15 protein-coding genes are annotated in these 21,334 nt (G+C 61.4%); 9 read left to right on the forward strand and 6 right to left on the reverse strand.

The features are described from left to right. Nucleotides 1-171: 171 nt before the first annotated feature. From ACUUL3_RS13405 to ACUUL3_RS13420, 4 genes are all read right to left on the reverse strand, one after another. On the reverse strand, nucleotides 172-636 hold the full coding sequence (locus tag ACUUL3_RS13405; protein WP_448552119.1) for a hypothetical protein: 465 nt from the start codon (nucleotides 634-636) through the stop codon (nucleotides 172-174). Nucleotides 637-717: 81 nt separating this feature from the next. Continuing rightward, nucleotides 718-1,794 (reverse strand): OmpA family protein, encoded by a 1,077-nt coding sequence (locus tag ACUUL3_RS13410; protein WP_448552121.1) that lies wholly within the window; start codon nucleotides 1,792-1,794, stop codon nucleotides 718-720. Nucleotides 1,795-2,088: 294 nt separating this feature from the next. After that, nucleotides 2,089-5,886 carry a phosphoribosylformylglycinamidine synthase gene (purL, locus tag ACUUL3_RS13415; protein WP_448552123.1) on the reverse strand — a complete coding sequence of 1,266 codons (3,798 nt, stop codon included), beginning with the start codon at nucleotides 5,884-5,886 and terminating at the stop codon, nucleotides 2,089-2,091. Next, the gene (locus ACUUL3_RS13420) at nucleotides 5,883-6,197 is read right to left on the reverse strand and encodes a hypothetical protein (RefSeq protein WP_448552126.1); all 315 of its coding nucleotides are present in this window, start codon (nucleotides 6,195-6,197) and stop codon (nucleotides 5,883-5,885) included. The genes purL and ACUUL3_RS13420 overlap by 4 nt, the downstream gene beginning before the upstream one ends. A 124-nt stretch (nucleotides 6,198-6,321) precedes the next feature. On the opposite strand from ACUUL3_RS13420, the gene ACUUL3_RS13425 reads away from it, so the two are divergent. The 4 genes from ACUUL3_RS13425 to ACUUL3_RS13440 all read left to right on the forward strand — a co-directional run bounded on the left by ACUUL3_RS13425 (nucleotide 6,322) and on the right by ACUUL3_RS13440 (nucleotide 10,439). Continuing rightward, nucleotides 6,322-6,876: a YcbK family protein gene (locus ACUUL3_RS13425; protein ID WP_448552128.1), complete on the forward strand. Its 555-nt coding sequence runs from the start codon at nucleotides 6,322-6,324 to the stop codon at nucleotides 6,874-6,876. A gap of 12 nt (nucleotides 6,877-6,888) precedes the next feature. Continuing rightward, nucleotides 6,889-8,145 carry a L,D-transpeptidase family protein gene (locus ACUUL3_RS13430; RefSeq protein WP_448552130.1) on the forward strand — a complete coding sequence of 419 codons (1,257 nt, stop codon included), beginning with the start codon at nucleotides 6,889-6,891 and terminating at the stop codon, nucleotides 8,143-8,145. A gap of 115 nt (nucleotides 8,146-8,260) precedes the next feature. Next, nucleotides 8,261-8,995 (forward strand): TerC family protein, encoded by a 735-nt coding sequence (locus ACUUL3_RS13435; protein ID WP_448552132.1) that lies wholly within the window; start codon nucleotides 8,261-8,263, stop codon nucleotides 8,993-8,995. A 10-nt stretch (nucleotides 8,996-9,005) separates the two neighbouring features. Continuing rightward, the gene (locus ACUUL3_RS13440; protein WP_448552134.1) at nucleotides 9,006-10,439 is read left to right on the forward strand and encodes an ATP-binding cassette domain-containing protein; all 1,434 of its coding nucleotides are present in this window, start codon (nucleotides 9,006-9,008) and stop codon (nucleotides 10,437-10,439) included. 16 nt (nucleotides 10,440-10,455) lie between these two features. On the opposite strand, the gene ACUUL3_RS13445 is transcribed toward ACUUL3_RS13440, so the two are convergent. Both ACUUL3_RS13445 and ACUUL3_RS13450 read right to left on the reverse strand, forming a co-directional pair. Then, nucleotides 10,456-13,407: a PAS domain S-box protein gene (locus ACUUL3_RS13445; RefSeq protein ID WP_448552136.1), complete on the reverse strand. Its 2,952-nt coding sequence runs from the start codon at nucleotides 13,405-13,407 to the stop codon at nucleotides 10,456-10,458. A 166-nt stretch (nucleotides 13,408-13,573) separates the two neighbouring features. Next, nucleotides 13,574-15,385, reverse strand: a complete 1,812-nt coding sequence (locus ACUUL3_RS13450; RefSeq protein WP_448552138.1) for a diguanylate cyclase — start codon at nucleotides 15,383-15,385, stop codon at nucleotides 13,574-13,576. 308 nt (nucleotides 15,386-15,693) lie between these two features. Here ACUUL3_RS13450 and holB point away from each other — a divergent pair, with 308 nt between their 5' ends. The 5 genes from holB (at nucleotide 15,694) to ACUUL3_RS13475 (ending at nucleotide 21,275) form a co-directional block, all read left to right on the forward strand. Next, nucleotides 15,694-16,701 (forward strand): DNA polymerase III subunit delta', encoded by a 1,008-nt coding sequence (holB, locus tag ACUUL3_RS13455; RefSeq protein ID WP_448552140.1) that lies wholly within the window; start codon nucleotides 15,694-15,696, stop codon nucleotides 16,699-16,701. A 107-nt stretch (nucleotides 16,702-16,808) separates the two neighbouring features. Next, complete coding sequence (locus tag ACUUL3_RS13460; protein ID WP_448552142.1) at nucleotides 16,809-17,828, forward strand: PSP1 domain-containing protein; 1,020 nt, start codon at nucleotides 16,809-16,811, stop codon at nucleotides 17,826-17,828. Next, entirely contained in the window at nucleotides 17,825-19,753 is a 1,929-nt protein-coding gene (gene metG, locus ACUUL3_RS13465; RefSeq protein WP_448552144.1) for a methionine--tRNA ligase, read from the forward strand. The genes ACUUL3_RS13460 and metG overlap by 4 nt, the downstream gene beginning before the upstream one ends. Further along, on the forward strand, nucleotides 19,750-20,520 hold the full coding sequence (locus ACUUL3_RS13470; RefSeq protein WP_448552146.1) for a diguanylate cyclase domain-containing protein: 771 nt from the start codon (nucleotides 19,750-19,752) through the stop codon (nucleotides 20,518-20,520). Before metG ends, ACUUL3_RS13470 begins: the two co-directional genes overlap by 4 nt. Further along, on the forward strand, nucleotides 20,517-21,275 hold the full coding sequence (locus tag ACUUL3_RS13475) for a MinD/ParA family protein (protein WP_448552148.1): 759 nt from the start codon (nucleotides 20,517-20,519) through the stop codon (nucleotides 21,273-21,275). The genes ACUUL3_RS13470 and ACUUL3_RS13475 overlap by 4 nt, the downstream gene beginning before the upstream one ends. Nucleotides 21,276-21,334: the final 59 nt, after the last annotated feature.

Raw genomic sequence — 21,334 nt, forward strand, 5'->3', positions numbered from 1 at the left:
AATCGCCGGCAACTATACCACCTTGTCAAGGCTCCTGCAATCCTGACGAAGAAGATGATTCGCAACCCATTGTCGCAGCGAAAAAATCTTGCCAGCCCGCCGTCCCAGCCGGCCATTTTTCGCCGGCCTCCGCACATCTTCAGGAACAATGGCCGCTGGAGGGGGATGCATTCAATATACCCAGCGGCCGCCGGTGTATCGGAAAATTTCAGTGACCTTGGTTTCGCCGGTGGCGACGCCGGGATGTTCCCGCATTTCCTGCAGGGTCTTCCCCTCCTTTTCCATCTCCCTCTGCACATAACGGATGATCCCCACATAGGGGGTGGCCTTGGAGCCGGTGCCGCGAACTTCCCGCTCGCAGTCGGGGCCGTAACAGAGATAGCGCCCGCGCAAACGCCCGCTGGCCACCGCCTCCGGTTTCGCAATCAGGCTGTTCCGCCGGGAAACCTGATCGAGCCTGGACATCCAGCTTTTGCTGAACGCCTCGAAGCTGGCCATGATGTCCGGCGGTGGGGATTTTTCTTCGGCGGCGCGGCCCGCTGACGCGCAGAAGAGCGGCGCCAGGAGGAGAAACGCGAAAAAAAGAAGGGGGAGAAGAACCCGCCTTTCCGGAAGCAGATCACAAAAACCTTTCATGCCCGTCTCTCCTTGGCAGAAAACGGAGAGGCCGGGCGGCTCGTGCCGCCCGACCACTTCCTGGCACAGCAATACCTCGGCTCACTGAACGACCTTGAACTCCACCCGCCGGTTCAGCTCGCGGCCGCCTGGCGCCTTGTTGTCCGCCATGGGCTGGGTTTCGCCATGCCCGACGGTGCTGAGGCTGGCGGCATTGACGCCATTTCGCACCAGATAGTCGTAGACGGCGCGGGCCCGGCGTTCGGAAAGCCTCTGGTTGTATGCGTCGGAGCCCAGGTCACAGGTATGTCCCTCGGCCACCACCTTGAGATCGGGACGCCCCTTCAGGATCCCCACGGCCACATCGAGCACCGGCATGAACTCCGGCTTGATCACCGCCTGGTCGAAATCGAAATTAATCCCGCGCAGGATGATGCGCTCCGTGGGAACGGGCTTGGCAACCGGGGCCGGTTTCATCGCCGCGAGCGGAGCTTTTTCCAGGAAGACCTTTTCCAGAAAGCCGGCCAGTTCGGCACCCGAAGCAAGGGAAGAGGCGGTGGTCGCAAAACCGCAGCCGCCGGCCTGGGCGATGGCTTCCATGGTCGCCTTGCCTTTCGGATCATTGCCGATGAGAACGGTATGGATGCAGATCCTTTCGCCATAGGCCTTTTTCAACTCCGCCGCCGCCTGGACCGGATCAGTCGCGCTGGTGCTGAGGCCGTCGCTGAGCACAATCACGGCGATCCGGCCCTTGCTGTCCCGCAGGGCCTCGACGCTGTCGTTCAGCGCCCTGGACATGGGGGTGAGTCCACCCAGGCCAACGGCGGCGGCAGCCGCGGCGAATTCCGAGGAATCATAGGGCTTGACTCCGTAGATCAGCTCGCTGCCCCGCGGGCCGAACACCTGGAGGCCGGCGTCAAGCTTGAGACCGGCAATGGCTGCGTTCATCCGCAAAAGAAGATTTTTGGCGGCGCTGAATTTCTGAACCCCCTCATGGTCGTCAAACATGGAAGAAGAAGCGTCCAGGACAAAGAAGGCGGTGTCCACCTTCTGGACATACCCCTGTCCGAGCTTGGCGGAAAGATCGCCGCCGTCAAAGGGCAGATCCGCGTGTTTCGTTCCACAGGCCGCGAGCAGGCCGATACAGAGCAGACACAACAGTATTTTCCATTTTCCCATGGTTTTCCCCCTGCGTTGTTTGAGGTTCAGATGAAAATCGAACGGCAGGAGGCCGAAAACATCTGTTTTTCGACCTCCTGCCCGTACCCACTGGTTCAGCAGGATAACGGACTTGCGGCAGTGGCGAAAAATCACCACGGCCGACGCTTGACAGGCTTCTTTCCGTAATCCTCCCTTGGCCGCGATCTCAACAAAATCGCCCGGCCATGAAACGGAACGGATATTACATTATCGTCAGTCGGCCATGGAAAAGACAAGCGAAAAAAAATTCCGGCGTCCCGCCTCTTTTCCGCCCTATTTCATGCACCAATCATGGGCATTCTGGAACATCCGCAGCCAGGGCGAAACCGGAAGATCCTGCATCCCGCCGGGCAACCAGTGGCACTGCCAGGGCAGGAAAGCGCGTTCCGGGTGCGGCATCATGGCCAGATGCCTGCCGTCCGGCGAACAGAGTCCGGTGAGGCCGCCGGGCGAGCCATTGGGGTTGAAGGGATAGGCCTCGGTGGCTTGGCCCTCGTCGTCCACATAGACCAGGGTGGCGAGCCGGTCGGCCCAGACCTGCTCATGGATGGCCTGATCCGGAAAATGGATATACCCTTCGCCGTGGTCCACGTGGATGCCGAAGGTGAGACCCTCCATGCCTTGCAGCATCATCGCCTTGCTCGGCAGGACCTTGACCGTGACCCAGCGCGATTCGAAACGGCCGGAACGGTTGTGGATGAAGCGGGGCTGGCGCTCGGCAGGCAGCCCCTGCCAGGGCACCAGGCCCAGCAGGCCGAAGAGCTGGCAGCCGTTGCAAATGCCCAGGGTGAAGGTGTCGGGCCGATCGTAGAAGGCCTGGAACATCTCCTTGAGGCTGTCGTTGAAGAGGATGGTGGCGGCCCAGCCCTTGGCGGACTCGGGCACATCGGCGTAGGAGAAGCCCCCCACCGCGGCCAGGCCCCGGAAGGAGTCCAGATTGAGGCGGCCGGAGAGCAGGTCGGTCATGGCCACGTCCCACGGCTCAAAACCGGCGGCGTAGAAGGCGGAGGTCATCTCGCGGTCGGAGTTCGAGCCTTCGTCGCGCAGGATGGCGACCCTGGGCTTGCCTTTCGCGGCAAGAATCGCCGGCGCGGTGGCCTGGGGGGTAAAGGGGAGCAGATAGCTGGGCCCCTTGCGGTCGTAAATATTCTTCTTCTCCTCGTCGGCGCAGGCCGGATTCACCTGCAGCCGTTCCAACCGGTAGCTGGTTTCCTCCCACCAGGAGCGGAGAACGCGCATATCCTCGTTCAGCGCTTCGCTGCCGTTTACCCGGATACGGATCTGTTTTTCCGGCACGGTCCTGCCCAGCACCGCGCAAGAAATGCCCTGGCCGGCAAACTTCGCCAGCACCGCCTCCTTCTCTCCTGCCGCGCATTCCAGCACCAGGCCCAGCTCCTCGCTGAAGAGCACTTCCAAAGGAGAGGAGGGGCCTACGATCTCAAGATCGAGGCCGCAGTTGCCGGCAAATGCCATCTCCAGCACGGTGGTGACGAGGCCGCCGTCGCTGCGGTCGTGGCCGGCCAGGATCAGGCCGGCGTCGATCAGTTCCTGCACGGCAAGAAAGCCCTTTTTCATCAGGGCCGGGTCTTCCATGTCCGGCGACTGATCGCCGAGCTGTCCCAGGGTTTGGGCCAGGGCCGAGCCGCCCAGGCGGTTTTTTCCTTGCGCCAGGTCGACAAAGATGAGCACGCTGCCGGGTTCCTTGATGTCCGGGGTCACCACCTTGCCGATCTCCGCCATGGCGCCATAGACCGAGATCACCAGCTCCCGCGGCGACTTGACCGTCTCCCTGCCCACCTTGGTGGCCATGGAGAGGCTGTCCTTGCCGCCATCCACGGCAATGCCAACGCCGAGCATGGCCTCGGCCATGGCTTTGGCCGCGTCGTACATGGCCGCTCCCTCGCCGGGCAATTTGGGCGCCCACATCCAGTTGGCCGAACATTTCACCTGCTCAAGGTCGTCCACCCGGGCCCAGACCAGATTGGTGAGGGCCTCGCCCACCGCCATCCGGGCGCCGGCCGCCGGATCGACCAGCATCTTCACGGGCTGCTCGCCGATGGCGCATGCCACCCCGCTTCTGGAAAAATGGCTCTGGCTGAGCACCGCCACGTCGCTCACCGTGAGCTGCAGGGGTCCGCAACACTGCTGGCGGACGATGAGGCCGGTGACGGCCCGATCCACCTTGTTGGTGAGAAAGCGCTTGGAGCCGACGGAAACCAGGCGCAGCACGTTGTGCAGGGCCGCCTTCACCGTGAGGCCGGAGAGCGCCAGGGGCGCGAGCTTTTTGCTCTGCCGGCTGTCGGCGAAGGTCTTGATGGGCACGTTGCCCAAAAGCTCGTTGAGCTCGATATCCACCGGGGTGGAATCGTCCTGATTGTCATGCACCACGAACCTCAGATCGCCGGTCACCTCGCCCAGCACCTCGCAGGCCACCTTTTCCCGCGCGCAGATGGCCTTGAATTTCTCGATATTCTCCTGCCTGATCAGAAAGCCGTTGCGCTCCTGGTACTCGGCCACGTAGATCTCCAGCACGCTCATGGTGGGGTCGCCCACCCGGATGTTGCGGATCTCGATCTTGCCGCCTGATTTTTCCACCAGCTCTTTGAGCACGTTGGCCGGCCCGCCCGCGCCCTGGTCATGGATCACCTCGATGAGGGTCTTGTCGCCCATCTCGTTGCAGGCCCGGATCACCCGGTTCATCTTCTGCTCCATCTCGGCGTCGCCGCGCTGCACCGCGTCGAAATCAAGCTCGCTCACGTTCTCGCCCTGGAGCATGCTGGAGGCCGCCCCGCCGCCAAAGCCGACCCGATAGGCAGGCCCGCCCACCTGGACGATGAGCATGCCTTTTTGGGCCTCCTCCTTCTCGGTGTGCCTGGCGTCGATCTGGCCGACGCCGCCGGTGAACATGATGGGCTTCAGATACCCCCAGCGCTCGCCATCGGGCAGCCGCAGGTCAAAGGAGCGGGTAAACCCCTGGATCAGGGGTTCGCCGAACTTGTTGCCATAGTCGGAGGCGCCGTTGCTCGCCTCGATCTCGATGGTCAGGGCCGAGGCCAGGTTGTCCGGGCACTCGTAGCGGTTCTCCCAGGGCAGCTCGTAGCCCGGGATGTGGAGGCTGGCCACGCAGTAGCCGGCGGTGCCGGCCATGACAAAGCCGCCCTTGCCGGTGCCCTGCACGTCGCGGATCCGGCCGCCGGTGCCGGTTTCCGCCCCGGGGAACGGGGCGACCCCGGTGGGGAAGTTATGGGTCTCGGCGGTGAGCAGCACATGGTAGACCGCCTCCCGGCTGGCAAGGGGCGAAGGTGCGCCAGGCTCCTCAGGGATCAGGGTGGTGATTCTGTGGCCGCTCACGGCGCTGGAGTTGTCTTTAAAGGCGATGACGCTGCCCTTTGGGTGGGCGGAGAGGGTGGACTTGACCAGTTCAAAAAGATTCTCCGGCTGCTCCACCCCGTCGATCACCTGCCGGCCCCGGAAAAAGCCGTGGCGGGAATGCTCGGAATTGGCGTTGTTGAGATCCATGATCTCGACGATGGTGGGGTTGCGGCCATGCTTTTTCACGAAGTAGTCGTAGTAGAAGTTGCGGTCCCACTCGTCCATGGAAATACCGGGGATCTCCAGCAGGCCGTCGGGCCCCTTGCTTTTCAGGTCGATTTCATAGACCGGTTCCGGCTTGACGCCGGTCTCGAAGGAGGTCAAGGGGGCCGGGTATGGGCATTCGGTCATCCGGTCATGGTGGCCGGCGACAAAGGCGGCAAGATCCTGGCCGGCCGGGACCAGATGCCGACGGGAGCGCTCCACCCGGGTTACCTTGGTGAGACCGATGGCCCGGCAGATGGAAACCAGATTCGAGGACCAGGCCGTGGCAAAATTGAGCCGCGGCCCCAGCTCCACCACCCGTGCGCCGGCAAGCAGCGGCTCTTCGCTGACCGTTGCGGCGAGAAAGCCGTCCGCCAACAGCAGCTTCAGGTTGTGCAGCTCCGCCCCGGTGAGGGGGGAGGTGGTTTCTATGTTGAAGCAATATTCAAACTGCGCATCAATCTTGCGGTAGAGCTGACGGACTGGGAAGGTCATGATCTTTTCCTGTGGTAAAAAAGTAATTTCAAAAAGCCGCTCCGGCTTTTTTTCAACATCCTGAGAGTCAAAAACAGGTTTTCTTTTATCATTAAAACGCATTTTTTTCCGCAGGAAATTTGCCGCTCCCGCAAAAGCCTCTGGAACACAGGGGCCGCGCCGCCGAATTTTCTGGAAACGCGAAACGCCAGCCCGCCGGGGAGAAAAGCGGAAAAGCCCGGCAAGCACGGGGCAGGCGGTCGAAAAGCCTGGAAAAATCCCTGGCAATTTTCACAAATCAGGGTAATGTACGTTTTGGTTTTTTGAATCATGGCGCACCGGCAACCTCGTCATTTTGCCCGCGCCCCGTTTGCAACGCTTTCCTGAAACAGGAGTGCAATTCCCCTTTCCGAAGGCCATCCCGCACCTCCGCCTTCGGACCAAAGAGGTTTCCCGATGCATTTCCCCTTCAGCAGAAGATCGTTTCTCAAGGCCTCCCTGCTCGGCTCCCTTGCCCTCTGCGTCTCGAACCCCGCCTGGGCAAGCCTCGCCGAAGAATTCGCCGCCCCTGGCCGCCTCAACCTTTACAACACCCATACCGGCGAAAAACTGCGGCTGACCTTCCGCGACTACTCCGGCCACTATGACGAACAGGCCCTTGAGGCCCTCAACTGGTTCTTCCGCTGCCACTACACCAACCGGCAGTGCGACATGGATGTCGACACCCTGGAATACCTGAATCTGGTCGACCAGCGCCTGGGCCGAGGCAACGAAATCCATATCATTTCCGCCTACCGCTCGCCGGAGTATAATAAATTTCTCCTGAACCAGGGCAGGCGGGTGGCCAAAAAAAGCCTGCACCTTGAAGGACGGGCCCTGGATATCCGCATCCCGAAGATTCCGACCTCCGACATCCGCCAGGCCGCCCTGCGCCTCCAACTGGGCGGGGTCGGCTATTATCCCGGCAGCGACTTTGTCCACATCGACTCCGGCGACTTCCGCACCTGGTAAGCTGCCTTCCCCATGACCGCCCAGCCCCGGCTTTTTCTCGCGCTGCGCTGCGCCGTTCTCCTTTTCGCCCTGACCTTACCCTGGGCGGCAACGGCTGAAGAGCTTCCGGCCGCGGGGGATCTCTGTATCCTCCCCGCCTTGCAGGACGCCCTCGCCCACCATCGAAAACTGGCCGAAACCGGCGGCTGGCCGGCTGTTCCACCCGGCTCCGCCCTGCGGGAAGGAATGAGGGACGAGCGTATCCCCCTGCTCCGGAGCCGGCTTGCCGCCAGCGCCGATCTCGCCCCGGACGCGCCAACGGCGGATGCGCTCTTCGACTCCGTGCTCGCCGAGGCGGTGCGGCGATTCCAGAAGCGGCACGGCCTCCACGACGATGGCGTCGTCGGAGTCAAGACCCTGGCCGCCCTCAACGTTCCGATCAGCGAACGGCTCCGGCAGCTGACCGTCAATCTGCAACGCTGCCAGCCACTGCCGGAGCGGCTCGCCCAGCGCCATCTCCTGGTGAACATCGCCGATTTCACCCTCACCCTTTATGAAAACGGGAACCCCATCCTCGACATGCCGGTGATTGTCGGCAGAACCTACCGGCAAACCCCGGTGTTCAACGGGGTGATCTCCTCCCTGGTCCTCAACCCGGCCTGGGAGGTGCCGCACAGCATCGCCATAAAGGATATTTTGCCGAAAGCGCGGAAAAATCCCGCCTACCTCCCTCAGCACAATTTCCAGATTTTTCAGGGCTGGGACCGCAAGGCGCCGGAGATCGACCCGGCCACCATCGACTGGAGCCGCCTCGGGCCGGGCAATTTCCCTTACCGTCTCCGCCAGCGCCCAGGGCCGGACAACGCCCTCGGCCGGCTGAAATTTCTTTTTCCCAACAAATACGATGTCTATCTGCACGACACCCCGGCCCGGGAGCTGTTCCGCAAGGAAGCACGCACCTTCAGCTCCGGCTGCATCCGGGTCGCCGATCCCCTCGCCCTGGCGGTCGCCCTGCTGCGCGATTCCCCCCTGGCCGGCCCGGAGGCCCTCAACGAGGCGCTCGCCACCGGCAAGACACGGCAGATCAGCCTGCCCCATCCCATTGACGTGCATATCGTCTACATGACCGCCTGGGTGGACCGCGGCGGCATTCTCCAGTTCCGGAGCGACATCTATCATCGGGACATGATGCCGGACAACGAAACGGGCATCCCCGCCGCCGCATTGCCGCGGGCCAACCCCCCTGGCCAACCCGTTCAACCGGACGCCGCCGCGCGCAGCGACAAGTAAACTCGCCTTGGAGGTGGGCCTGCCCCGCGGGCAGACTTGCCTTTCTCCTCGATTCCTGCTACATCTGGCCTGAAAAAGAAACCGCTTTCCCGCACCTCCGACAAGGACCCTGCCCATGCACTGGCTCACCGACCCGCAGGCCTGGCTTGCCCTGGCCACCCTCACCGCCCTGGAGATCGTCCTCGGCATCGACAACATCATCTTCATCACCATCCTCACCGGCCGGCTGCCGGAACAGCAGCGGGGCAGGGGACGATCCCTGGGCCTTGCCCTGGCGATGCTGACCAGAATCGGCCTCCTGCTTTCCCTGGCCTGGGTCATGAATCTTACCGAACCCCTCCTCACTCTCCTTGGCAAGGAGATTTCCGGCCGCGACCTTATCCTGCTGGGCGGCGGTCTCTTTCTTCTGGCCAAGAGCACCCATGAAATCCACACCAGCCTGGAAGGCGTGGAGGAAGTCCAGCAGGCCCGGCCCCTGGCCAGCTTTGCCGGAGTCCTCATCCAGATCGCCCTCATCGATATCATTTTTTCGCTGGATTCGGTGATCACCGCGGTGGGCCTGGCCCGGCACCTGCCGGTCATGATCCTGGCCATTGTCATCTCGGTGGGGGTGATGCTGTTTGCCGCCGGGCCAGTGGGCGATTTCGTGGAAAAACATCCGACTCTGAAGATGCTCGCCCTGAGCTTTCTCCTGCTGATCGGCTTCACCCTCATGGGCGAAGGATTCGGCCTGCATATTCCCAAGGGCTACATCTATTTCGCCATGGCCTTTTCCGTGGGCGTGGAAATGCTGAACCTCAAGATGCGGACCAAAGCAGCCCGACCGATCAGGTTGCACGGGCCCTCCTGATGGCCTTGCCATGGCGACGATCTCCTGCAAATCGGTGCGGCTGGCCCATCTTTTCATCGACGACTGGCAGGTCGAGCCTGGCGAATTCTGGTGCGTCCTGGGGAGCAACGGCAGCGGCAAAAGCCTGCTGGCCCGGCTGCTAAGCGCCCTTCAGGAGCCGGAGGCCGCCGAGACCTTCACCATCCCCGCCCCAACCGTCTGGCTTTCCTTTGAGACCCAGCAGGCCCTGTATGAACAGGAGCTTTACGAGGACGACACCAACTTCCTGGATCAGCTCGACTTTGGCCACACCGGTCTGGAGCTGCTCTTGCAGACGGGCGCCGATCGCAAAAGCTGCCGGAACATCGCCGGGCACTTCGGGATTGAAGGGCTGCTTGGCCGGGGCTGTCGGCAGTTTTCCAGCGGCGAAACCCGAAAAATCATGCTGGCCCGGGCGCTTCTTCAAAAACCGCGGTGCCTGATCCTGGATGAACCATACGACGGCCTCGATTCCGCCTCTGCCCGGGAGCTCGACAGACTCATCGGCCAGCTCAGCCGTTCCGACCTGCAGCTCATCGTAATGGTCAACCAGCTGCAGGATGTGCATGGGAAGGCGGATCGCCTCCTGCTCCTCCATGGGGGAAAGGTGCTTTGCAAAGGGCCTGCGGCCACGGTTATCACCCGGCCGGAAATCAGAACGCTTTTTCAATTTGACGAAAAGCAGCTGCCCGCCCTGCCGCCCCCTGTTCGTGAATCTGGGCAATTTCCCGTTCTGGTGGAATTTGCGCACAGCCAAGTCCGCTACGAGGACACCCTGCTTTTCCACGACCTCTCCTGGCAGGTCAAACCGGGTGAGCACTGGTATATTTCCGGCCCCAACGGCGCGGGCAAATCGACCCTGCTCGCCCTGATCAGCGGCGACCATCCGCAGTGCTTTCAAAACGGGGTCACGGTGTTCGGCCACAAACGGGGCTCAGGGGAAAGCGTCTGGGAGATCAAGCGAAACCTGGGCATTGTTTCTTCCGCCCTGCACCGCGACCATCGGGTGGACGGCAGCGCCCTCGGCGTGGTGGCCTCGGGCCTTTACGACAGCATCGGCATTTACCGGCAGGTGGGCAGAGAGGAAAAAGAACTGGCTTTGCGGTGGCTTGCCATCGTCGGCATGGCGCCATTCTCCGGCCAGGCATTTCGGGCCCTGAGCTGGGGCCAGCAGCGCCTGGTGCTCATCGCCAGGGCACTGATCAAACAGCCGCCCCTCATCATCCTCGATGAACCCACCCAGGGGCTGGACGACCTGAACAGGCATCTGGTCCTTGCCTGCATGGAACGCATGGCGAGGCTCAAGGTATCCACCCTGCTCTTTGTCAGCCACCGGGAAGACGAACGGCTGCCACTCTTTCGGCACCACCTGCGCTTTGAGAAAAACCAGGACGGGCCCGCGCTCTTCCGGGCCGTGATCCGCTGAAGGCCGGCAAGCAGGCTCAGACGGGCCGCCTTGCCGCCAGAGATTCACGAACCTTCATGGCAAGCAGGCGCTGCGAGACCGGCTTGTGCAGAAACGAAACATCCTGTTTGCCCAGATCCGCATCCAGGAGAATCTTGTCCGAAGAGCCGGACATGAGAATAACCGGCAGGCCTGGTTTGGCTTCCCGCAGGCTTTGGGCCAGCTCCCAGCCGTTCGTTCCCGGCATGAGAAGATCGGTAAGGAGCAAGGAAAAATCCTCCCGCCCAGCCACCTTCTTCGCCGCTTCGCCGGATTCGGCCAGCAGGACCCGATAGCCCGTTTCTTCGAGAAACTCCTTGAGCAGGTCGCGCATCGGGGCGTCGTCATCCACGACCAGCAGGGTCTCGCGGCCCACGGGCAGAGCACCTCCCGGCGGCGGCGCCTCTTTTTCCTCTTTTCCCGCCAGCAAGGGGAAAAAGACCTTGAACGTCGTCCCTTTGCCCGGCTCGCTGAAAACGAAAATATGGCCATTGTGCTGTTTGACGATGCCGTGCACGGTGGCAAGCCCGAGGCCTGTGCCCTTGCCCAGTTCCTTGGTGGTGAAAAACGGCTCGAACATCCTTTGCCGGGCCTCCGGCGGAATGCCCATGCCGGTATCGCCGACAAGCAGCATGGCATACCGGCCCGGCTTCACCTCTGCCTGCTCCTTGACAAAAGCATCATCCAGGTCCACGCAGCCGGTTTCGATGAGGAGGGTGCCTCCCTCGGGCATGGCGTCCTTGGCATTGACCACCAGATTCATGAGCACCTGCTCCAGCTGCACCGGATCGCCCATCACCCGGCATTCCCTCTCAGCCCTGTGCACCTTCAGCGTGATGGACTTTTCAAGGACACGCTCCATGATGAGGACCACCGTTTCCACCACTTCCTCCAGACGCACCATCCGCATCTCCAGAACCTGTTTGCGGCTGAAGGCCAGAAGCTGCCCGGTGAGGCCGGAGGCGCTGCTGGCCGCGGCGACCATGGCGTCGAGATAGCGCCGGTTGGGATCCTCGGCCCCGAGCTTCTCCTGAAGAATGTTGCCGTAGCCAAGGATTACCCCGAGATGATTGTTGAAGTCATGGGCAATACCGCCGGCCAGCCTGCCCACCGCTTCCATCTTCTGCGACTGCAGCAGCTGCATTTCCAGGTTTTTCCGTTCGCTCACATCCTTGAAAACGACGACGGCGCCAACGATCTTCCCTTTTTCCCTGACCGGGGTGGCGACGTATTCCACCGGAAAGCTGCTGCCGTCCTTACGCCAGAAAACTTCGTCATTTACCCGGCGCACTTCGCCGGTGGCCATGGCCCGCAGGATGGGACATTCCTCCCTGGGATAATGGGCGCCGCTCTTCCTGCTATGGTGAAAAATATCATGCTGATGCCTGCCGACGATCTCGGCGATGGCAAAGCCGGTCAACCGCTCCACGGCGGGATTTGCATACGTGGTGTTCCCATCGAGATCGACATCATAAATGCCGTCGCCTGCCGCCGCGAGAAGCAGGCCGTAACGATGATGCAGGCTGGCCAGAGCGCTTTCCGCCGTGCGCCGCGCCGTAATATCGCGAAAAATCTCCATGACCGCGGCCGGAGTGCCATCCTCCCCGCGCAGGGCCACGTTGGCGGAACAGTGATAGACCTTGAGGAGCCCGTCATCCGCCCTGATCTGAATTTCCGCCTCGTTGTGCTGCCCGTCCATGAAGGTCCGCCGCGCCGGACACTGAAACCCTTCCCCCCGCTGGTGCTCCATGCAGCCGACCACTTCGAAACAGGGCCTGCCGGTGATCGTCTCCCGGCCGCGGCCCCAGGCCGCGTCATTGGCCCAGACAATTTCATAATCCTGATTCACCATGAGGATATGATCCCCCAGGGACTCCAGCATGGCGCTCAATTTGGCCTCGCTGGCGCGCAGGGCCTCTTCCACCCCCTTGCGCTCAGCGATCTCCCCGGACAATTCGGCAATCAATTCCTCCTGGCGGCTGCGATAGCTGTCCAGGGTGCCGAGAAGCCGGCCAAAGACCAAAAAGAGATACAGAAGGGAGACGACCAGCAGAAATGCGGATAACAGGAGCGACTTGAGGACAAAGTTGCGCTTGCCATGCTCGAGGTCGGAGATGTCCTGGAAGGCGATCAGCCCGCCAAGGTTCTTTTTCTCATAATCCTCCAGGAGATGACTCCGGTGGACGATGTAATGCCTGCCCGCCACGGTTGCGCGCGCTTCCGTCCCGGCCGGATCGAATTGTCGGGGCAACGCCTTAAAGATCGCTTCGCCATCATGGACAAGAACATATTTGCCGAAAACCCGCTGCGACTCCTCGTTGAGAGTCGCCTTTCGCCACCTGTCCCCCCTGAGAACAAGAGCGGCGTCCAGGTGGCCGCCCTTGATGACCTCTTCCACCAGCTGACGGGCTTCAATGCCCACCTCAACCGCGCCCAGATACCTTGCCCCGGCAAAAACCGGCTGGATAACCCGGTAAAAAACCCCGTACCGGCCCACCTCAAAACAGGACATCTGCTTTTTCGTTTCATGAACATGCTGGACGTCAGGCCTGATCTCGCGCAAGTCGTCCCCCCAGAAATCCTTCCTGTGCATGCGCAGATAGGAACGACCATCCGGGGTGTGGAAATGCATGACGAAGAGATGGGGGTTTTCCCGCTTCATGGCCTGATAGACGGGCAGGGCAAGCGCAAAGAGCGCGTCGCGGTCGCGGGCGGCAAAGGCGGCGACAATATCATCGCGCACCTCGACAAAACTGCGCAGGCGCACGCCGTAATAATCCAGCAGTTTCTCCTTGATGGAAATGACGCCATGGTCGAACTGATGCCTTTGCAGGAGGACAAGCCGTTCCATCTCGGCATCGTATTGCCGGATGCCGCTGAAGAGATGAAAGGAGGAGAGAAAAACGATGAGGACGGCCACGACGAGGATTGCTTTCTTTTTGACGCCCATGTTCCCAGCAGCCCCTCATCGGCATCGCCGGAAAAACCCGGCGGCCAGCAAAGAATGCGATCACGCGGAGACGGAAATCAAGATCGAGAACGCTTCATGCCTTTCATGATAGGGATCCGCCTTTTAAAACGCAATCCCCTTTTGCCCCTCCCGCCGGCGAAACGCGTCACCCCCCGATCGCGGAAGCATCCCCGCTGGCCGTCCAGGCCTTAACCTGATTGCGGCCATGCTGCTTGGCGTCATAAAGGGCGGCATCCGCCCTGCTGAGCAATTCTTCCAGGGAACCGCTCCGGCCTGCCGCGCAAGCCAGACCGATACTGATTGTTTTACGCAGGATCAGATCCTCCGCCCCCAGAAAAGAGTGCTGCGCCACCGCCATCCGCAACCGTTCGGCAACCTTGACGCCTGTCTGCTGATCCGTGTCAGGCAAAAAAACCACGAACTCCTCACCGCCATACCGGCATGGGATATCCGCCGTTCGCAGGCTGGTCCGGATCACTTCCGCGACCTGCCTGAGAACCCGGTCCCCTGTCAGGTGACCATGCCGGTCATTGACGTCCTTGAAGTGGTCGATATCAAGCATCAGCAGGCAGAGCCCCGGTCCTTTCTCCTTATCCGCCTTCACCAGCAACTCTTTGGCGACGCTATGCAGATAGCGTTTGGTATAGAGGCCGGTCAATTCGTCGGTGATGGCCATGGTGTAGAGGCGGGCGTTGGCAAAAGAAATGGCGATGTGATGGACAACGGCGGGGAAAAGCTTCTTTTCCGCTCCGGCAAAGGGATGTTCTCCCCCCTTGACGATACAGAGCAGGGCGAAACGCATATCCTGAAGGTGGATGGAAATGAGGGCCTTGCTCTCCCCGGCACCCAGCACAGGCTGGTCAAGCGTCTGCTCCTGCCATGCCGCAAGAGCGGTACGGCTCACGTCCGGATGGGGATCTCCCCCGGCCGACAACTCATATTCGGCCCGATGGTGCCGCCTTGCCCCGCCCTCACCCCAAAAAACCTCATAGCGGCCGACCGCGGAATCAACGGGCAGGATGAGCACGACGGTCTTGGCCTTGAAGATCTCCAGAAGCAGGTCGATGACGATGTGCTTGAGCTTTTGGCCATCAATGGTCTCACTCATCCGCTGCACAATGGTATAGAGAGTCGATATCTCGTCGGATTTACTGGCTATTTCTTTGATATACCGGCCGACGGCCCGGCTCATGATATTGAAGGAATCGGAAATTTCGACGATCTCGTCGCTGCCCTTGACCTCCACCCAATAATCAAAGTCGCCTCCCCCAACCTGCTGAAACCCTTGAACCATGGCCTGCAAGGGATTGGTGACAAATTTTGCGATGAGGAAGGACACCAGCAGGGCAATCACCAGAAAGGTGACAAGGCCCGTGACCACGACCTGGACGGCGGTGCGGTTCAGTGACTCATAGGCGGTGGCCAGGGAAGAATCCACCATCAGAATGCCGCAGAGTTCCTGGGCCGGGTCATGGCACCGATGGCACTCGGCCCGGTTTTCGATCTTGAGAACATTGCGCAGAACCGGTTCGCCGGCCTCGTCCACGACCCGGAAAGCAAGAGGCGGCGTCTCGCCGGAGCGCCTGTGGCATTCGACACAGGCGGCGGCCCGGTTCCGGTCATACACCCGTCCCTGCAGGGCGGCATCGCTGCTCAACTTGACCATGCCACCAAGGTCGAGAACCGAAATGCGGGAAATGTTGCCCGCCTCGGCCATGACGCTGATGGTCTTTTTGATGGCCGAGCGGTCATTCTGGAGCATGGAGACGTGCAACCCGGCCTTGATGGTCAGGCCGGCCTGCATCGCTTCTTCCTGCGCCATGGCGACGACCTTGCTCCGCTGAGCGGTCCACATGCCGAACAGAGCAACGGAGAGAGAAAAAGCAAAGACCAAAAATATGCTGCCCAGGATGCGAAAACGCAGGGTGTGAATCTTGTCGCCGTATTTAGCCAGCATGGAGCCTCGTCAACCGGATGAAGGAAAAAGCCGCCCTGGCATTTTGCAGCCACGGAGTCGCGGAAGTGGAGCCCGTGACTTTCACAATTGCGGGCAGTCACTGACCTGCCGGAATTGACGGGCCATCCACGAATCACACGCAGGCTGCGGAAAACATCTTTTCCATGTTGTCTGCCGCCATCAGTGGTTGTACCAAGCCGCGCTTTCCCATGCAACCTCAACCGTGCCGACCGCCCCAACTTTGCCAGGCCAAAATTTCCGACTCCCCCTTTGCCGAGTTCCTCCGCATCGGGTATTATCATCCTGCCATGCGAACCCCCGTCCCAGACCACACAATTCTTTTTCGAGACATCATCGGCCAGGACAAGGCCAAGGAACTGCTGCGCCGGGCCGTGGGCCAGCGGCGGCTCAGCCACGCTTTTCTTTTCAAGGGGCCGAGCGGGGTGGGCAAGAAAACCCTGGCCCGGATTTTTGCCTCCTATATCAACTGTCGACAGCCAAGGCAGGAGGAGCCCTGCGGCGAATGCCCATCCTGTCGGAAATTCAATTCGGGCAACCATCCCGACTTCATGCTGATCGAACCGGAGGGCGCCGCCATCAAGATCAATCAGGTGCGCGAGCTGAAAAAGGCCCTGACCTTCCCTCCCCTTGAGGCGGATCACCGCACGGTCCTGCTTTCCGAGATCCACACCATGCGGAGGGAGGCGGCAAACAGCCTGCTGAAAATCCTGGAAGAACCGCCGGCGGGCACCATCCTCATCCTCACCGGCGACGAGGCAAGCGGCATCCTGCCCACCATCCTCTCCCGCTGCCAGATCATCCCCTTTTTCCCCCTGCCCAGACAGCGGCTGACAGAGCGCCTCATCCGCGAGACGGGGCTTGGCGAGGAAAACGCCGCCACCCTCGCCTCCGTGGCGGAAGGCAGCCTGGGCAGGGCCAGGCTGCTGCTGAAAAAGGAATTGCTCCCCCTGCGACAGCGGATCATCGAGACCATTCTCCAATCGCCCCCGGATACTCCGGCCACCATCCAGGCCATTGTCGGGTTGGCCGAGACTGCGGCCAAACTCAAGGAAGACCTGCCGGAACTCATCGACCTGCTCAAGACCTGGCTCCATGACCTTCTTCTCGCCAGCTCCGGAGCGCGAACACAGGTGAGCAACCGCGACCTCCTGCCGTTCTTTGCCGCGGCCAGTCAACGCTGGAGCCGGCAGGAACTCGCCGACCGACTGCAACTCCTGACCACCGCGCAAAAACAACTCAACCGCAACTGCAATGCCACCGCGGTGTGTGAAGTACTTTTCTTTGCCCTGCTTTAATGGTATGGTTGCATTTTTAATACAAAGAAGGGCAAGGCCGTTTCCTTGCCAAACCGCGCGAACGCTACCCGTGTCGCCCTTTTTGGGCCGTCGATTGAGATAACGCCATGGAAGAAACCCCGGAAACAACCGCGGACCCCGCTGCCGAACACCCTGCCGATACCCCGGCGCAAAACGCCCCGGAAGAGCTTGACCAGCAGACCGCGGCGGACAGCTGCTACACCATCCAGTTCCGGCCCGGCGAGCAGTTCTATTCCGCGGTGTCGCGCATCCCGAACCTGAAATTTCACGAGATCGTCATGGTCCAGACCGATCACGGCCTGGAGCCGGCCGCCATCCATGCCCGGACCCGGCCCTGCCCGGAACGGACCGAGCCGGAACAGCTGGGCACCTTCCTCATCGTTCGGCGCGGGACCAGGGAAGAGGTTGAAAAGTTCGACCGCCTCATCGAGCGCGAGGAGGAAGCCTTCCGCGTCTGCCAGCAGTTCATCGCCAAACACGCCCTGCCCATGAAGCTTATCCGGGTGGAGCGGTTCATGAACGGCAGCAAGATCATCTTCTTTTTCACCGCGGAAACCCGGGTGGATTTCCGGGAACTGGTCAAGGATCTGGTCCAGGAGTTCCGCACCAGGGTGGAGATCCGCCAGGTCGGAGTGCGGCACGAAACCAAGATGATCGGGGGCCTTGGCTGCTGCGGCCGCGAACTCTGCTGCTCCTCCTACATTAAGAATTTCGCCCCGGTCTCCATCAAGATGGCCAAGGAACAGGGATTGCCCCTTAATCCCGCCAAGATCTCCGGCATCTGCAACCGCCTGCTCTGCTGCCTCACCTACGAGTACGACACCTATCACTCCCTCAGAAAAAAAATGCCAAAACCGGGCAAAACCATTACAGTGGGCGAGAAAACCTACAAGGTCATCAAGGTAAATCCCCTTGAGGAAACCATCGAGGCGAACTGCCTGGATGACCAGGAAAAAAATGTCCTTCTCAAAAAGGAGGAATGGCGTCAGGCCAGACCGCTTCCGAGTCCGGGCCAGGGCCCGGCTCAGCCCCAGGTTGGCGAGGCCGGCGGCAAAAAGAAAAAAAGCAGGAATCCCAAACCCCCGGAAGGGGGGGACGAAGAATGAATTATTACATCACCACGCCAATTTTTTATGTGAACGCGCAACCGCACCTGGGCCACGCTTATACCACGGTGGTGGCGGACGCGGTCGCCCGCTTTCAGCGGCTTGCCGGCAAGGAGGTCCGTTTCCAGACCGGCACCGACGAGCATGGCGACAAGATCGTGCATGCCGCCGAGGACGCCAGGGTTTCCGTCAGGGAGTATGTCGATACGATCAGCGCCCTGTTCCGGAAGGCCTGGCCGCCTCTGGCCATTGAGCCGGACAACTTCATCCGCACCACCGACACCGGCCACATCGCCACGGTGCAGGGGATTCTCCAGAAGGTCTACGAGCAGGGCGACATCTACTTTGCCGACTACACCGGCCTCTACTGCAAGGGCTGTGAGCGCTTCCTCACCGAAAAGGAACTCACGGACGGCAAGTGCCCCGACCACCTCACCGAGCCCGAGCGAATCGCCGAGCAGAACTACTTTTTCAGGATGAGCAAATATCAGGAGTGGCTCACCGAGCATATCAAGGAGAACCCCGAATTCATCCAGCCGGAACGCTACCGTAACGAGGTGCTCTCCTTTCTGAGGGAGCCCCTGGAGGATCTCTGCATCTCCCGGCCGACTTCCCGCCTCACCTGGGGCATCCCCCTGCCCTTTGACGACCGCTTTGTCACCTATGTCTGGTTCGATGCCCTGATCAACTACCTCACCGGCCTCGGCTATCCGGACGGCGACGATTTTTCCCGCTACTGGCCGACCGCCGAGCATGTCATCGCCAAGGACATCCTCAAACCCCACGCCATCTACTGGCCCACCATGCTGAAGGCCATGGGTCTCGCGCCCTACCGGCGTCTGCATGTGCATGGCTACTGGAACATGAACGAAACCAAGATGTCCAAGAGTCTGGGCAACGTGGTGCGGCCCGGCGAGCTGGTGGCCGAGTTCGGCGCGGATACGGTGCGCTATTTCCTGCTCCGGGAGATGGCCTTCGGCGTTGACGCGGGCTTTTCCCTGGAAGCCCTCAAGGCCCGCCGTAATTCTGACCTGGCCAACGACCTGGGCAACCTCTTTTCCCGCTCGCTCACCATGGTGAAAAACTTTGCCGGCAACCGTGTGCCCAAGCCAGGCGCGGCCAGCGAACAGGACCGGGAGCTGGCCGAAGCCGCGGTGGCCATGCTGGGCCGCTATTGCGAGCAGATGGAGCACTTCGCCTTCCACCGGGCCTTGAGCGAAATCTGGGAGGTGATCAGCCGGGCCAACAAATACATCGTCAGCAACGCCCCCTGGGAACTGGCCAAGGATCCGGGTCAGGCCGACCGTCTGGCCACGGTCCTCTATTATCTCCTCGAAACGCTGCGGCTCATCGCCCTGACCCTGCGGCCGATCATGCCGGAGACGGCGGCGAAAATGGCGCTGGCCCTGGGCGTGGACGCCACCCCGATCCTGGCCGAGCGCGGCGGGTGGGGGCTGCTGCCGCCGGGCACCGCCATCAGCCAGGGGGCGCAGCTTTTCCCCAGGCTGGAGAAGGAAGAAAAAGCACAGCCACCGCTGGCAAAAAAAGAACTTCGGAAAGAGGACCGAAAAATGGCAAACCAGGAAGCGGCTGTCGGCGAAGAAGGCCTCATCACCTTTGCCGACTTTCAGAAACTGGAACTGCGGGTGGCCGAAATCATCGGCGCGGAAAAAATCGCCAAGTCCGACCGCCTCCTGAAATTGACGGTCAATGCCCCGGAAGAGCGCACCATCGTCGCGGGCATCGCCCAGCATTACCAGCCGGAAGAACTCGTCGGCCGCCAGGTGATCATTGTCGCCAACCTTAAACCCGCCAAGCTGATGGGCGTCACCTCGCACGGCATGGTGCTGGCGGCAAAGGAAGGGGACCGTCTGGTGCTCTCGGCCGTTGCCGGCGCCATCGCCCCGGGCAGTAAGGTTGCATGACCGCGAAAAGGCCCTTGCCCAACACTGCTTTTTACCCGGAACTTGAGGAACAGGCCCGGCGCTACCCCCTGCACAGCGTCCGCCTGGGCGGCAGCGGGCCGTCGCCCATCGGCCTGCTCTTTGTGGCGGACGGCACGCCCGGCCGGGAACTGGAAGCGGCTCTGAGCGCCCTCAATCTTGGCAACCGCCATTTCAGCAGCCAGCCCGCCTCCGCCCGGTCGGAAGGGGAAGGCGCGCTCCCCGACGCCGCCTGGCTGCGAAAACAACTCCGCGTGGAACTGGACCGGGTGACGCGGACCAGGCTTCCCTGTGCCTTGTTGCTCATGCGCCTTACCGGCAAGGGCCGGGCAAAGGAGCTGGTCGCCCGGGCGACCCTGGCTCTTGAGCCCTGCCTGCATCAGGTCGATCTCCTTGCCAGCTGGCAAGACAACGGCCTGGCCCTGATCCTGCCAGGCACCAACGTGGGCAAGGCCAGGAAACGGGCCGAGGAGATCCGGGACCGGCTGCGGTCCTTTTCCGCGAATCCGGCCCGGCAAGATCCTGCGCCGGGCCTGGCCCTGGGGATTGCGGTCTGCCATGCCTATGATACAATTTCCGCGGAAGAGCTCCTCAATCTTGCCGAGGATGCCTTGCGCCGGGCGGCCAACGGCAACACCCCCGCGATCTGTCATGCGGCCGCCGCCGGCCGGCCGGAGGATTCCTGCCAGGTAACGGTGGAAGAACGCGCGCAACTATTCAGTTTCTTGCAAAAGGAAACCTGTCCATGAGCAAAGCTACCAATCACGCTCCGAAAATCATCTGCATCAGCAGCGGCAAGGGCGGCGTCGGCAAAACCTCGTTTTCCGTGAACGTGGCCACCGCCCTTTCCCAGAAAGGTAAAACCGTGCTGCTCATAGACGGCGACCTGGGCCTGGCAAACGTTGATGTGGTTTTAGGCCTCAATGTCCGCCACACCATCCGGGAAACCATTGAAGAGGGACGAGACCTGGCCAGCAGCCTGGTGGAAATTACCCCGGGTTTTCAAGTGCTGCCGGCCAGCTCCGGCGTACCGGAAATGGCCAATCTCTCCTACGAGGAACAGGCTTTTCTCACCAGCAGCCTGGAGGAGATCATCGACCGCTTCGATTATGTGCTGGTGGACACCGCGGCCGGCATCGGCGATTCGGTGCTCTGGTTCAACACCTGGTCCCAGGAGAACATCGTCATTCTCACCCCGGATCCGACCTCGGTCACCGATGCCTATGCCCTCATCAAGGTGCTCAACGCCCGACACGGGAAAAAGCACTTTCACCTGCTGATAAACAGTGTTAAATCGAAGAAGGAAGGCAAGGAGGTCTTCGATAACATGAGCATGGTGCTGGAACGGTTCCTGCGGATCAAGCCGCTGGCCCTGGGCGCCATGCCGCAGGACATCGCGGTTTCCAAGGCGATCCGCCAGCAGAGGCCCTTCCTCCTCGCCGCGCCGGAGAGCCGCGCCAGTCAGGAAATCATGGCGGTGGCCGAACGCATCATGGCCATGTAACCTTCCGGGTCCACGTCCTTTCCGGGCGCGAGAATCCGGTTCATTTTTGAGTACGCAGC

This window comes from Thiovibrio sp. JS02, from assembly GCF_053485635.1.

What these genes read in the sequence shown, in the direction of transcription:
- ACUUL3_RS13405 (WP_448552119.1), bottom strand. Translation starts at nt 636, where the DNA reads ATGAAAGGTTTTTGTGATCTGCTTCCGGAAAGGCGGGTTCTTCTCCCC.
- ACUUL3_RS13410 (WP_448552121.1), bottom strand. Translation starts at nt 1,794, where the DNA reads ATGGGAAAATGGAAAATACTGTTGTGTCTGCTCTGTATCGGCCTGCTC.
- purL (WP_448552123.1), bottom strand. Translation starts at nt 5,886, where the DNA reads ATGACCTTCCCAGTCCGTCAGCTCTACCGCAAGATTGATGCGCAGTTT.
- ACUUL3_RS13420 (WP_448552126.1), bottom strand. Translation starts at nt 6,197, where the DNA reads ATGATTCAAAAAACCAAAACGTACATTACCCTGATTTGTGAAAATTGC.
- ACUUL3_RS13425 (WP_448552128.1), top strand. Translation starts at nt 6,322, where the DNA reads ATGCATTTCCCCTTCAGCAGAAGATCGTTTCTCAAGGCCTCCCTGCTC.
- ACUUL3_RS13430 (WP_448552130.1), top strand. Translation starts at nt 6,889, where the DNA reads ATGACCGCCCAGCCCCGGCTTTTTCTCGCGCTGCGCTGCGCCGTTCTC.
- ACUUL3_RS13435 (WP_448552132.1), top strand. Translation starts at nt 8,261, where the DNA reads ATGCACTGGCTCACCGACCCGCAGGCCTGGCTTGCCCTGGCCACCCTC.
- ACUUL3_RS13440 (WP_448552134.1), top strand. Translation starts at nt 9,006, where the DNA reads ATGGCGACGATCTCCTGCAAATCGGTGCGGCTGGCCCATCTTTTCATC.
- ACUUL3_RS13445 (WP_448552136.1), bottom strand. Translation starts at nt 13,407, where the DNA reads ATGGGCGTCAAAAAGAAAGCAATCCTCGTCGTGGCCGTCCTCATCGTT.
- ACUUL3_RS13450 (WP_448552138.1), bottom strand. Translation starts at nt 15,385, where the DNA reads ATGCTGGCTAAATACGGCGACAAGATTCACACCCTGCGTTTTCGCATC.
- holB (WP_448552140.1), top strand. Translation starts at nt 15,694, where the DNA reads ATGCGAACCCCCGTCCCAGACCACACAATTCTTTTTCGAGACATCATC.
- ACUUL3_RS13460 (WP_448552142.1), top strand. Translation starts at nt 16,809, where the DNA reads ATGGAAGAAACCCCGGAAACAACCGCGGACCCCGCTGCCGAACACCCT.
- metG (WP_448552144.1), top strand. Translation starts at nt 17,825, where the DNA reads ATGAATTATTACATCACCACGCCAATTTTTTATGTGAACGCGCAACCG.
- ACUUL3_RS13470 (WP_448552146.1), top strand. Translation starts at nt 19,750, where the DNA reads ATGACCGCGAAAAGGCCCTTGCCCAACACTGCTTTTTACCCGGAACTT.
- ACUUL3_RS13475 (WP_448552148.1), top strand. Translation starts at nt 20,517, where the DNA reads ATGAGCAAAGCTACCAATCACGCTCCGAAAATCATCTGCATCAGCAGC.